This is a genomic window from Niallia circulans (assembly GCF_003726095.1).
GTDB classification, from domain to species: domain Bacteria; phylum Bacillota; class Bacilli; order Bacillales; family Cytobacillaceae; genus Niallia; species Niallia circulans_A.
Genome location: NZ_CP026031.1, coordinates 3,230,854 through 3,243,393, shown reverse-complemented (window position 1 = coordinate 3,243,393; position 12,540 = coordinate 3,230,854). Strand labels below are relative to the sequence as shown.

13 protein-coding genes are annotated in these 12,540 nt (G+C 33.5%); 12 read left to right on the top strand and 1 reads right to left on the bottom strand.

Features of this window, described 5'->3' with window-relative positions; genetic code table 11:
• Positions 1-16 precede the first annotated feature (16 nt).
• The 11 genes from C2I06_RS15555 (at position 17) to C2I06_RS15505 (ending at position 10,586) form a co-directional block, all read left to right on the top strand.
• On the top strand, positions 17-745 hold the full coding sequence (locus tag C2I06_RS15555; protein ID WP_095329667.1) for a creatininase family protein: 729 nt from the start codon (positions 17-19) through the stop codon (positions 743-745).
• 1 nt (position 746) lies between these two features.
• Positions 747-1,460, top strand: coding sequence for a KDGP aldolase (locus C2I06_RS15550; protein WP_123258364.1), 714 nt, complete (start codon positions 747-749; stop codon positions 1,458-1,460).
• A 3-nt stretch (positions 1,461-1,463) separates the two neighbouring features.
• Positions 1,464-2,210 carry an SIS domain-containing protein gene (locus tag C2I06_RS15545; protein WP_123258363.1) on the top strand — a complete coding sequence of 249 codons (747 nt, stop codon included), beginning with the start codon at positions 1,464-1,466 and terminating at the stop codon, positions 2,208-2,210.
• A gap of 1,519 nt (positions 2,211-3,729) precedes the next feature.
• Positions 3,730-4,407: a LexA family transcriptional regulator gene (locus C2I06_RS15540; RefSeq protein ID WP_123258362.1), complete on the top strand. Its 678-nt coding sequence runs from the start codon at positions 3,730-3,732 to the stop codon at positions 4,405-4,407.
• Between the two features lie 451 nt (positions 4,408-4,858).
• On the top strand, positions 4,859-5,029 hold the full coding sequence (gene sda / locus C2I06_RS15535; protein ID WP_123258361.1) for a sporulation histidine kinase inhibitor Sda: 171 nt from the start codon (positions 4,859-4,861) through the stop codon (positions 5,027-5,029).
• 758 nt (positions 5,030-5,787) lie between these two features.
• Complete coding sequence (locus C2I06_RS15530) at positions 5,788-6,906, top strand: ROK family transcriptional regulator (RefSeq protein WP_095329671.1); 1,119 nt, start codon at positions 5,788-5,790, stop codon at positions 6,904-6,906.
• Between the two features lie 30 nt (positions 6,907-6,936).
• Positions 6,937-7,350 carry a PTS sugar transporter subunit IIA gene (locus tag C2I06_RS15525; RefSeq protein WP_163185294.1) on the top strand — a complete coding sequence of 138 codons (414 nt, stop codon included), beginning with the start codon at positions 6,937-6,939 and terminating at the stop codon, positions 7,348-7,350.
• Between the two features lie 2 nt (positions 7,351-7,352).
• On the top strand, positions 7,353-7,832 hold the full coding sequence (locus tag C2I06_RS15520; protein WP_095329673.1) for a PTS sugar transporter subunit IIB: 480 nt from the start codon (positions 7,353-7,355) through the stop codon (positions 7,830-7,832).
• An 83-nt stretch (positions 7,833-7,915) separates the two neighbouring features.
• Positions 7,916-8,704, top strand: coding sequence for a PTS mannose/fructose/sorbose/N-acetylgalactosamine transporter subunit IIC (locus C2I06_RS15515; protein WP_095329674.1), 789 nt, complete (start codon positions 7,916-7,918; stop codon positions 8,702-8,704).
• Positions 8,697-9,506: a PTS system mannose/fructose/sorbose family transporter subunit IID gene (locus C2I06_RS15510; protein WP_095329675.1), complete on the top strand. Its 810-nt coding sequence runs from the start codon at positions 8,697-8,699 to the stop codon at positions 9,504-9,506. The genes C2I06_RS15515 and C2I06_RS15510 overlap by 8 nt, the downstream gene beginning before the upstream one ends.
• 15 nt (positions 9,507-9,521) lie before the next feature.
• Positions 9,522-10,586, top strand: a complete 1,065-nt coding sequence (locus tag C2I06_RS15505; protein WP_095329676.1) for an SIS domain-containing protein — start codon at positions 9,522-9,524, stop codon at positions 10,584-10,586.
• 121 nt (positions 10,587-10,707) lie between these two features.
• On the opposite strand, the gene C2I06_RS15500 is transcribed toward C2I06_RS15505, so the two are convergent.
• Positions 10,708-11,667, bottom strand: coding sequence for a helix-turn-helix transcriptional regulator (locus C2I06_RS15500; RefSeq protein WP_095329677.1), 960 nt, complete (start codon positions 11,665-11,667; stop codon positions 10,708-10,710).
• Between the two features lie 88 nt (positions 11,668-11,755).
• Between C2I06_RS15500 and C2I06_RS15495 the strand changes: the two genes are divergently transcribed.
• The gene (locus C2I06_RS15495) at positions 11,756-12,286 is read left to right on the top strand and encodes a dihydrofolate reductase family protein (RefSeq protein ID WP_095329678.1); all 531 of its coding nucleotides are present in this window, start codon (positions 11,756-11,758) and stop codon (positions 12,284-12,286) included.
• Positions 12,287-12,540 lie beyond the last annotated feature (254 nt).

The window sequence follows — 12,540 nt, the reverse complement described above, 5'->3', positions numbered from 1 at the left end:
TGAGCGAGGTGTAAGCATGCAATTCCAATACGAAAACTCATTCGAAGTGAAAGAAAAAATAATCGATAAAAAGGTCGCTATCTTACCAATTGGAGCCGTAGAGGCTCACGGCCCGCATTTACCATTAGGTACAGATAATCTTTTAGCGGAACGGTTAAGTGCAAAGCTCGCCGAACAAGTTAATGGATTTGTTTTACCGACGTTACCTTATGGACAGGTTTGGAGTTTAAAGAACTTCCCTGGCAGCATCAATGTATCGAATGAATCTTTAATTAGTATGCTATTCGATATCGGAGAAAGTTTATACCGTCAGGGCTTCCAAATTTTCGCCATGGTTAATGGCCATCTAGGAAATGCTTTTGCTATGAAAGAAGCAGCACGAAAGCTTTATGAAATTTACCCAGAGTTAATCGTACTCTATCTATTTTATCCTGGTACAAGCAAAGTTATTGCGGAAGTTAGAGAAACGCCAGCAAGTCATGGCACATACTTTCATGCAGATGAAATAGAAACATCCTACATGTTATATCTAGCTCCAGAGTTTGTTGCGATGGAGAAAGCATTGAATGATATGCCAGCCATTCCAATGATTGCCGATGTGACACCAACGCCTTGGGAGGAATTTACCGAAACAGCCGTTTTAAGTGATGCAACCTTAGCCCGTTCAGATAAAGGGGAAAAAATAATCAAGGTTGCTCTTCAAAACATGGTACAAATTATTGAAAAAATGAAAGAGGGCCGCTAACATGTTAAAAGAAAAGCTTTTTGATTTTGTTTTATTCAATTTTCTAGCAAAGGACAAAGAAAATGTACAGGACATCATGGAAGCTGGGAAAGGTTTTGTTGTTCCAGGAATCGTAGCGTCCGATTTTTCCAATAGGCAAGAAGGAGCGAGTAAGGTTAAAGAACTGAAGGAAGTAGTTGATATTGTCTCAATCGGCCTTGGCGGTGGCGGGGATCCTATGTATGCAAAACGAGTTCTCGACATAGCTGCTATTTCTAATCCGGGACATATTAATCAGCCATTTGAAAGTGCGGTTTATGCAAAAGGATTTCTAGAAGGAAATGGAGCCTCTCCCCAGCTTGTTAATGCATTAGTAAAACCAAGTGGAACCGTTGGAACAGTGAAATTAGCTTCTGGTATGGAAGTAAAGGTAGAGGAATTTGTAGAAATTGCGCTTGCTTTAGGCGTGGAGTCCATTAAATTTATGCCTCTATCAGGGGAAGTTCATTTAGAGGAGCTTGTCTATTTAACAAAAGTTGCTGCACAAAAAGGAATTCGCGGCATTGAACCTGCAGGCGGTATAAGTGCGTTCAATATAAAGACAATCATTGATGCAGTCAAGAAAATAGAAATCGAATTTTTTATGCCGCATATATTTGGTTCCACAATTGATCAAGCAACAGGGAAAACCATTCCGACGGAAGTTGCACAAATATTAAATAAACTGGGGGCTTAACTCATGCTAACGAACTATTTTGAAAAAGTAGCCAATCTACTACAGTTGGTTTTAGAAAAGGAAAAAGTACATTTACAACTGGCGGCAGAAAAAGTCGCAGACAGCATTGAAAATGATGGCATTATTCAATTATTTGGATGCGGACATTCCCATATCCTAACAGAAGAGGTTTTTTACCGCGCTGGTGGATTGGTACCCCTAAAACCAATTTTATTCGAACCACTAATGCTTCACGAAGGGGCAATGCGTTCTTCCCAGTTGGAGCGCAAAAATGATTATGCTCAAAACTTTATAGAGGAATATGAGATTAAGCCAAATGATATCGTTTTTGTGTTATCTACATCTGGACGAAATCCTGTCCCTGTTGATGTAGCACAATATGCGAAAGGAAAAGGCGCGTTTGTCATTGGGATAACTTCATTAGAATATTCCCAAAGCCAGCCTTCTCGTCATAAAAGTGGTAACCATCTTTTTAATTCAGTCGATTTAGTGATAAACAATCATTCGGCAAAAGGAGATGCTATCTTAAGCTACGATAAGGTGAAGGTGCCGTTTGCCCCAACTTCTACTGTTATTGGTGCGACTATCCTAAATAGTATCTTTGCAGAAGCAATTAAAATCATGGCAGATCATGATTTTGAACCACCAGTTTTCTTAAGTGGAAATATAGAAGGCTCGGACGATCATAATGAAGCATTAGTAAAAAAATACGAAAAAAGAATCCCGTTGTTAACCTTAAATGTAGAGTAAGGTACGGGCTTGAGACCACTGAAAATTCCTCTTTTTTGAATTTTGCCTTCAAAAGAAAAGCTGAAATATCTTGATGTACTAATTAATAAAAAAGAATAAACTTATAGGTATTTTTAAGGATAGATTAAGGAGGATAGTATAGATGCTATCCTCCTTAAATTATCAGATAAACCACAGCTTGCTGATAGGTGAGTTAACGATCCATTCCCCATAGATATAAATTGTAAAATGTTGAATTATAACAGATAAAAAAAGAAATATATGATGAGTTTTTTTATATTATGGTAATAAATGAGATTTATATGGTAAAATAGTCTGAAGCACCGTATTGAGGCAAGTTTAAAAGTACAATAAGGCTTTTTAAAAGGTCTTGCTCAATATGTAAAGTAAATATTCTCATGGATTTTCTCTTCATTATAATATGGGGAAACAAATAAAATAATTGATGGAATGATAAAGCTGTTTGTTTCCTTTAATCTGCTCTTCGGAGTAGTAATATTTTGTCTATTTTATGAATTATTATAAGGAACTTCCCTCCATAATCAAAAAATAACTATAATGAAGTGAGAAAGACCTGAAGAATTTAGGTGGTTACTTTAACTACAACTGTATGGTATGAATATAGTCAAGCTGTATCAGATTTAAGACTTCTGATTGATCCCTTTTTCTGTAAGAGATTATTTCTTCGAAAATAATAAATAAGTGGCTTTTCATTGTAATTGCTCAAAATTCACCTTTTGTTATTACAGTGTTTGCCAAGTTGTTACATATTTTTTACAAGCAGAAAGATTTCTGACTGTCTTGAAGAATTAAGTGTAATATAAAAAAAGGAGAGATTATAAATTTATCGCTTCTATTCCCAATGTTTTTATCTATTTAAGGATGGTGAAAACCGGAAATAAAAGAAAACATTGACAAATTGCTAATACAAAACAAGATGGAACACTCGTATATTTATTAGAAAAAGGTAAAAGCATTACTAATTATAGAAGGAAATTATCAAAAGAATTATTTGATATATAAATTGGTTTAATTACATGCGAAAGCAAGGGGATTGGAAACAACATATCATAAGTTATGTTGTCAGTTTCGTTTCATACCAAGTTATTAATTTAAGCACCATTTTAATTTTTGTAATGTTGCTAATTTTAAATTACTATAGTGAAAAAATATATCAAAATTTGAAAAGGAATGGGTTTATTAAACATAGCAAAAGGGTAAAATACAATGTTAAAAAATAAACAGATTGAGATGTATAATAAATGGTTACCTTATAATTATAAAGAAATAATTATTTTGTTACGGTAGTATAGATTTCTAATATAACTCTCCTGATGCTATTCAATATTTTATATAAAACCGAACCATTGTGCTAGAAAATGAAGTTAAATTTAGTAATTCACAGTTGGGGTGCACTAATAATTAGTTACTATAACTTATTATTAAGCCTAATAATGTTCTACAAATAATACTAAGAAATAAAAAGAAGATTATATTGAGATTAATTAAAGGAGTAATTATGGGTATCACTAAACGCAGAAAGCAGTTTTTAGAGGAAATTGTAAAAATTTATCAAGATACTCTTTTGCCGGTACATTATGAGACAATAGCAAATTCAATCGGGGTAAGTAAATGGACTGCATACGATGTTATGAAAGTATTAGAGAAAGATGGTTATTTAGAAAGAACGTATGTTAAAAATGAAAGTGATACAGGTCGTTCGATTGTAGTTTTTATTCCTACAAAAGAAGTTATTGATTTATATGTTAATGCTCAGAATCAATCCTCTTTAAAAGAAGAAAATTTAGATAATAAAGAAAGCATAAACATAAATATGGCATCAATGGAAAAGTATGTTGATAAAAAGATTTTGAATCGTATTGCAAATAAATTTGGAAATAGAAAGCTGACAACAGATACAAAGTTCTGTTGTTATTATTTAAGTAAACTAATTTATTTTCTAAACAAAGGCGGAGAAGAAACGAAAGGTATTACTGATTTTTCGATTTCTGCATCTAATAATCCGTATGTACAGATCTCCATTTTCGTTGGTTTATCTCTTGCTATTATTATGCCTGCTGAGAATAAAAGAAGTGATTTATCAACGAATGAATTGAGTTCTCAATTCTTTGAGTGTTTGGATAGACTAGAAGCGGATGAATTAAAGATGTTAGTTTTTTTCTTATCAGAGATTTAATTTAATTATAAATAGAAGTATAAATCAAATGGAATGCTTGGAGTATCTTATCGTTCATTTGATTTATACTGTTAAAAATATAAGGGAAGTTCTATTGCAACATGCAATCTTAATAGCACTATTTTTTCACTACTTTAAAAAATGAAAAAAATTTTCTCAAACTTTATTGGCAGTTTATTGGGTAGCGGTTAATATTATAGTATGTAATATACTATTTCAGACTTATTTAGGACTATAAGGAAAATCAGATTGAAAAATCCATGTTATTTAAATAGTTTTTTGGTTTTTTGGGTTTTTAGGGAGGGTATATGAAGAATTAGATAACGAGACTTTATCGCCAAGTGCTTAATCTTCATTTAAGAAGAAGTGTTCATCGGGATTATTAAAAGAAAATATAGAGAATAAAATAAGGGAAATAATTGAGTTTTTTGTGCTGAGTTTGGAGGGTAGTATGAAGAATTTAGATAGTGAAACTTTATTAGGAGTGTATCATAAGGCAATAGAACTTAATCTAAATAAGGCTTACATAGATATAATAAAAAGAGAATTAATTAAGAGAAAAGTAATAGTCGATAAATCTGATAATAATAGAAATAGTGAAGGATTGTATTTTTTTAAATAGTTATTTGGTCTTTTTGGTGTTTTTTAATATATTTTAATAACTGGTTTAAAATTTTTTGGGATAAAGAAGAATATATTTTGTTCTGTGCTTTTTCGAGAAATTATTGCTGGGTTCAAAAATTGAACTACGCTTGTTTTGCTTTCTTATCCAATAGATAGGAAAAAAATTAACGCCTTAAGCTACGATAAGGTGAAAGCATCATTTGCCCCAATTTCTACTGTTATTTTAAATAATAATTTGGCAGAAGCAATTGAAATCATGACAGATCATGACTTTGCACACCAATTTTCCAGTACGAATATGTAAGGCTCTCGCAAACATAATGAGGCATTAGTAAAAAAGTTAAAAAAGAGTCCCGTTATTCACCTATAAGTGGAAGAGTAGTAAGAAACGGGTGGCATATTATACATATAAAAATAGATGTAAAAAGAAATTCTCTAAGTTCTTTCTTTTAATAATTTCTTTACCGGAAATAGGGCTTCTCTCTACTTAATGAGAGAAGCCCTATTTCAGCATAGGCAATAAAGATAACCTCAAAATAAATGAAAGCTTCTTTCTTCAACTAGCGATAAGAAACTAAAAAGGGTTAATAAAATTAGTAGAACAATCAGAAAATTTTTAGAAAGATATTGAAATGTCAGAAAACTTATGTGATAATACAAATAATTAGTCCAGTAACAAAACTAATTAAAGGGAATAAGACATAATAGAAATTTTTAAGGATTTACAAACTAGTATTGGAGATAGGATAAAGCATTATGAAAAACAAAGTTGCAGCACATCATGACTTGATAAAAAAAATTAATCGGTCATTGATATTGGAAGAAATTAAAACAGAAAAGTTAATTAGCAGAGCTCAAATTGCAAAAAAATTATCATTAAGTAAGTCAACAGTTTCATCAATTGTGGAAGAATTGTTAGAAAAAAAATTAGTAATAGAGATGGGAGAACAAAGTCCTGTTAAGGGTGGTGGGAGACCTGCATTGATGCTAGGATATAACACGGATTCAGCTTATGGTATTGGATTAGATATTGATAGAGTAAGAATTTTAATCATTATTACCAATTTAGTTGGAAAGATAATCTTTAAAAAAAAGGTGAAATTAACAAATCAAGTAGAAGAAATTATCGGTATTGTCAAAGAGAGCATAAAAGAATCTGCTATACCCGAGGAAAAAATTCTAGGTATGGGCATAGGGGTACCTGGTAGAGCTAATTCAGAAATAGTATTTCGAGCAAAAGCTTTAAATTGGACTAATCTTAACCTTCATGAAATTTTCAAACCGCATTTTCCTTTTCCCACATTTATTAACAATGATGTCAATTGTGCAGGTTTAGGTGAAATGTGGCTGGATCCTTCAGGGATAAAAAATCTTTTATTTATTGAAATTGGGCAGAGTATTGGAAGCGCAGTCATTAACGAAGGGAATCTAGTATATGGTCATGATTACCAAGCTGGTGAGATTGCCTATCAAATAAGCCGGAGTGATTTTGAAAATGGCAAGTTTAACCTGATGGGAAAACCAGGTGTATTTGAATCAAAAATATCAGGAATTGCATTGGCAGAGTCAGGTTATTCCCCAGAAGTTTTGTTTCAAAAGTATTCTCATGGAGAGCAACAAGTAATTTCTATCGTAGATAGTTTTGTTATTGAACTATCTGTTTTTATTGCTAATGCTACAAATCTAATAAATCCTGAAAGAGTTATTATTGGTGGAGATGTTTCCGAATCGATGGATATCGTAATCAATCAAATAAGCGAATTAGTTACAAACCTTACTCCAATAAAAACAGAAATAAGTCTGGCTAGGCTTGGAGGGGATGCTGGGGCACTTGGTGCGATAGCATTTATGTTTAAACAGATAGAAAATCAGTAATACAAAAAGCACCTTATGGAGGGATGAATAGTGAGAATCATTATTGCAACACATGGTGAGTTAGCTAAGTCATTAATCGAGACTGCTGAATTAATTATAGGTACAAACCACCAAATGAGTTGTTTTTGTATGACAAAATCAAAATCTGGAGAAGTAGGAAAGCAGGAATTAACAGAGTTAATTTTTAGCGATACTTTAACAGATCTTGTTATTTTTACAGATGTGTACGGGGGAAGTGTTAATAATATTTGTTCTGAAATATTATTGAGTTTACCAGAAAATGAAACATTTCATTTAGTTTCGGGTGTGAATCTTCCTATGATTTTAACTACCATTATGACTTCTTATAACGAAGATTCAGTTGAAGCGATTTTAACTGAATCTATTAAAGAAGGAAGACATGGGATTAAATACATCAATGAATTAGTAAAAGGAGTGGTGTGAAAATGATTTCTTTATTCAGAATTGATGATCGTCTCCTCCATGGGCAAGTTGCTTTTGGCTGGTCACCTTCTGTTGGTGCTAATGTTATTCTTGTGGTAAATGACGAAGCGAAAAATGACAAAGTAAAAGCAATGGCACTCGATTTGGCTAAACCTAATAATGTGAAATTATATATTAGGGGAGTTGCAGAATCTGGAGAAATAATTAGTAAATTTGCTGAAGCGAAGAAAAGTAATGTATTAGTTCTGGTAAGAAATACGGATGATGCGTTAGAAGTTGCTAAGAACTCCCAAGGTGCCATAAGTGAGATCAATGTAGGGGGGCTAAGATACGAAGAAGGGAAGAAAAAGTTGACTGATTTAGTTGCAGTCAGCGAAAAAGATATTAACAACCTGAAACAAATAGAGCAACTAGGTATAAATTTGGATTTCAGAATATTGCCAAGAGATAAAAAACAATTATTCAGCGATTTACTAAAATAAAAAAATATTTCATCAAGATCTACGAACAATGGTCGTCATCATATCTAAGAAAATGGTAGTAAGAATAAGGGGAGGCGAGATTTTTGTTATATGAGGCAATATTATTGGGGTTAATAGCCGGTATAGGAATATTAGATAGCAGATTATTCGGAGTCTTGATGTTAGAACGCCCTTTAGTATTGGGTGCATTGGTTGGATTAGTTCTTGGTGATTTTAAGACAGGGATTATTATTGGCGCCCAACTAGAATTAATCTGGATGGGGATCGCTGGCATCGGTTCATCTACACCACCCGATGTTGTGACAGGAGGAGTCTTAGGTACTGCTTTTGCGATCATTTCTGGAAAGGGGCCGGAAGTTGCTTTGGCACTTGCAGTTCCTATTGCCGTTTTAGCTCAATCACTAGGTGTACTTGTAAGGGTAATTAATACTTATTTTGTACATAAAGCAGATCATTACGCCCAAAAAGCTGATTTTAAAAAAGTTACCCTCATGATGTGGATACCTATCTCTTTATTTTTCCTAAGTGTGTTTGTTCCAACCTTTTTAGCAATTTTATTGGGGGCAGATAAAGTTTCTTATCTAATTAATTCAGTTCCAAAGGTGATTTTAGAAGGAATGACTATTGCCGGAAACCTGCTGCCAGCCATTGGGTTTGCTCTCTTGATGGATATGCTGTTTTCTAAAAAAATGGCCGTATTTTTCTTTATCGGTTTCTTATCGGCATCATATCTAGAACTTGATGTTATGGCAATAGCGTTAATGGGTGTATGTTTAGCAATCCTATTAAACTTTTTCATTAATAATAACGATGCTGGAAAGAAGAAGGACGAAAGTAATAATTTAACGGAGGGAGAGATTAACTTTGAGTGAGGGGAAGAAGCTCAGTAAAAAAGACTTGCAAAGCGTTTTTTGGCGGTCATTTGCTCTGCAGGGTGCCTTTAACTATGAGAGAATGCAGAATCTCGGCTTTTGTTATACGATGATCCCAGTAATCAAAAGATTATATGAAAAGGAAGAAGAACAGGCACAGGCTTTAAAAAGACATTTGGAAATTTTTAATACAACACCAGTTGTTTCTCCAACTATTGCTGGAATTAGTGCAGCGATGGAGGAACAAAATGCAAATAATAAAGATTTTGACACTAGTTCGATTAATGCTGTAAAAACCGCACTTATGGGACCGTTAGCTGGTATTGGAGATTCATTATTTTGGGGAACATTGAGGATAATTGCCGCTGGTATTGGTATATCCTTTGCAGAGCATGGCAATTTGATTGGACCTATCCTGTTTTTACTGCTTTATAATGTTCCCAATATATTAGTAAGGGTTTTTGGATTAAAGTTTGGTTATTCTGTTGGTGTGAATTCATTGGAAAGAATTCAAAAAGAAGGTCTGATGGACAAAATTATGGCAATGGCTACTACAGTTGGATTACTTGTAGTGGGAGCAATGGTAGCAACTATGTTAAAAATCACCACACCATTGAAATTTAGCGTAAATGGTGCAGAAGTAGTAATTCAAGACATATTGAATCAAATTTTGCCTAATCTTTTGCCAATATTAGTAACATTTGTTGTCTTTTGGATGATTAGAAAAAAAGTAAGCATATCTAAGATGACAATTGCGACTGTTTTTATTGGAATAATTATACATTGGATTGGAATATTATAAAAGGAGAGATTATTAATGAATATTACAGATTATTTAAAAGAAACCCCAGCAAAAATGAAGGAAATAATTGCACTATCAAGTGAGTTGTTTTCTACTGTTAAAAAAGAGGAGATTAATAGAATTATTATTACAGGATCAGGAACTAGTTATCATTCAGGAGCGCAAGTTCAACAAAAAATGCGTGAGTTAACTGGATTATCTGTAGAAGCTTATTATCCTTTTCAAATTACAGAGGAATTATTAACAAAGGACACAAAAAATACTCTCTTTATTGGAATTTCGCAAGGGGGAAGTAGTTATTCTACCTTTAATTCTATGAAATTAGCAAAAGAGTCAGGATGTATTATAGCATCCATGGCGGGAACGGATAATGCACTAATTGATGAAATTGCTGATTATGTACTGACTGTTCAATGTGGGGAAGAGAAATCAGGTGCAAAAACAAAAGGATTTTATTGTACAAAATTAAATTTGCTTCTTTTAGCTCTTTATATTGGAGAAGAAAATGGGAAATTGAGTAGTGAGGAAACGAAGCAAGTGATAGAAATATTAAATAAAACGAGCGATGCCTTTATAGATATTTACTATTCTGCGGAAGAATGGGTGCAAAAGAATAGTGAAAAACTAAAAAATGCAAAAGAAATAAGAATTGTTGGTACCGATGAATTATATGGGGATACTTTAGAAAGTGCTTTGAAATTATTAGAGACGATGCGTGTTCCTGTAACGGGTTATGAATTTGAAGAATTTATTCATGGAATCTACAACGCAATTAATGAAGACTCTACAATTATATTCTTGCATACCGGAGAAGAGCCGAGAGTAAATAAATTAATTAGCGTCTTATCAGACTGGACAGATAATATCTATATTATTGGCAGTAAGGTAGAGGGATTTGAGGATAAGAATTTAGTAATAGAAAATGGAGATAATTATTTGTATCATTCATTTGTGTATCCAATAGCAGTGCAGTTAATATGTGCGATAGTCCCTGCTTTAAAAGGAATTAATCCAAGTATACCAAAAGATCCGAAATTCCATATGAAATTAGAAAGCAAAAAATTGAGCGGGAAAATATAAGAATCAGCAATAGTCAATCAGTAAAAGTCTATCTTTCTATCCTAATGAAAGATAGACTTTTTAAATTAAGCTCCTCTTCTATCGTTTCTTTCCCATCAGTAGCAACGCTCTCCTCCGTCCGCTACCGGTTATAAAAATCAACTATCTTCTTCGCCATTTGGTAAATTTCCTGTTTCAGCGGGGAAGGGGAGATGACTCTGATTTGATCGCCAAAGCCTAGAATATAGGCAATTGCTTCTTGTTCTGTATCACTGCGCAGGCTTACAGGGAACCATCCCTCTGCAGTTGGTGTTCCTATTCTTTCGATTTGCACAAAACGTGTGGTGAATTTCATTCTATGAATAATCGATGGTGATGCTTCCACTTCTACCTTAAACTCAGGAAGAGAGCTAATAAAAGTTTGTGTGGATTCCAGCCAATATTTCTCCAAATTGAAGTCCAGTGGTCTAGTAAAAGCTTCCTCTGTCATCACTAGGGACAGGAGTCTGGATGCTCGATAATTTCGTATCTTTTCGTCTGAGGAGGCAATTAAGTACCAAGTATTTCCTTTAGCTACTAATCCTAAAGGATTGACCATCCGAAAAATTACATTTCCATCTGCTCGCTCATATTGAATATGCAGTACTTTTTCTTTCCAAATTGCTTCTTGTATTATCTTAAAGGAAACAGTTTTTTTCGCTGGTTGTTTCCATGCGGTTGTATCTATATGAATTCGGTTCCAGACATCGAGGGAACGTTGTCGAAAAGCGTTCGGGAGTGCGGCAACCATTTTCTGGCGGGCATCATGCCATTCTTTTGCTAATCCGAGATCGGATAACAATTGAACAGAAGGAGAAATAAGCAAAGATAACATTTCATCATACTTTAATCCAGTTAAGTTCGTACGATACTGGTCAAGCAATGTCCATCCGCCCATTTTCCCTCTTTCTGCTACAATGGGTATTCCTGCTGTACTTAAAGCATCCATATCCCGATGGATTGTTCTTTCTGTAACTTCTAATTCCTTCGCTAATTCTTTTGTTGTCATTTTCCCTCTATTTTGTAACAGGAGCAAAATGGATATCAACCGATCAGCCCGCATATAATCACCTCTAAAATTTTATATATGACAAAAGGTGTCATTATTAAATATTATACTATAACCATCGAACATTTTAGGAGGAATGTATATGAAAAAACAGCGGAATATCGTATTATTTACGGCAACAAGTCTGGATGGTTATATTGCTGCAAAAGATGAATCATTAGAATGGTTATTTAAAGTAGAAGGCGAAGGAGATAATGGGTTTTCTGCATTCTACGAAACGATAGATACTATTCTAATGGGAAGAAAAACATATGATTGGATTATCAATCATACAAATGATTTTTCTTATAAAAATAAGGAATGCTATGTTTTTTCGAGACAGGAACACAAGGATACAGACGAGGTGACATTTATAAAGGATGACATCATCGAGTTTGCAAATAAATTAAAAAAACAAGAGGGAAAGAATATATGGATGGTTGGCGGGGGAGAACTATTACATTCTTTTCTTAAAGAGAAGTTAATAGATGAGTTCATTCTTACCATCGCCCCTGCAATAATTGGAGAAGGAATTCCTTTATTTAAAGAAGCTGATTATCAATTGGAATTGATCTTAAAAGGAACGAAATGTTATAACCAGTTTGTTGAGGTTCATTATGAAAGGAGAAGGTAAGAGATTGGGCTAAAAAAAGTTGAAATATCTAAAACCCGGTCCTTTTACTGCGCCCTGTTGTTAGATACATCTAACAACGGGAGGCGCAGTTTTTTTTGTCCAAATAGGATAGGAATGTAAGCAAAAGGAATCTTTTCTCACGTGTGCTTTTCGTAAATCTCCATATAAATGCCATTATTAATTTATACTACTTATAGTAGTATAAAAGGTAAATATATATTTTATAGAATAATTAGCTCTTATATGTAGGGAAA

Excerpts from the sequence above, each read along its gene's own strand:
- C2I06_RS15500 (WP_095329677.1), bottom strand. The coding sequence starts at position 11,667 with ATGCGGGCTGATCGGTTGATATCCATTTTGCTCCTGTTACAAAATAGA.
- C2I06_RS15530 (WP_095329671.1), top strand. The coding sequence starts at position 5,788 with ATGAAAAACAAAGTTGCAGCACATCATGACTTGATAAAAAAAATTAAT.
- C2I06_RS15550 (WP_123258364.1), top strand. The coding sequence starts at position 747 with ATGTTAAAAGAAAAGCTTTTTGATTTTGTTTTATTCAATTTTCTAGCA.
- C2I06_RS15555 (WP_095329667.1), top strand. The coding sequence starts at position 17 with ATGCAATTCCAATACGAAAACTCATTCGAAGTGAAAGAAAAAATAATC.
- C2I06_RS15505 (WP_095329676.1), top strand. The coding sequence starts at position 9,522 with ATGAATATTACAGATTATTTAAAAGAAACCCCAGCAAAAATGAAGGAA.
- C2I06_RS15545 (WP_123258363.1), top strand. The coding sequence starts at position 1,464 with ATGCTAACGAACTATTTTGAAAAAGTAGCCAATCTACTACAGTTGGTT.
- C2I06_RS15495 (WP_095329678.1), top strand. The coding sequence starts at position 11,756 with ATGAAAAAACAGCGGAATATCGTATTATTTACGGCAACAAGTCTGGAT.
- C2I06_RS15520 (WP_095329673.1), top strand. The coding sequence starts at position 7,353 with ATGATTTCTTTATTCAGAATTGATGATCGTCTCCTCCATGGGCAAGTT.
- sda (WP_123258361.1), top strand. The coding sequence starts at position 4,859 with ATGAAGAATTTAGATAGTGAAACTTTATTAGGAGTGTATCATAAGGCA.
- C2I06_RS15540 (WP_123258362.1), top strand. The coding sequence starts at position 3,730 with ATGGGTATCACTAAACGCAGAAAGCAGTTTTTAGAGGAAATTGTAAAA.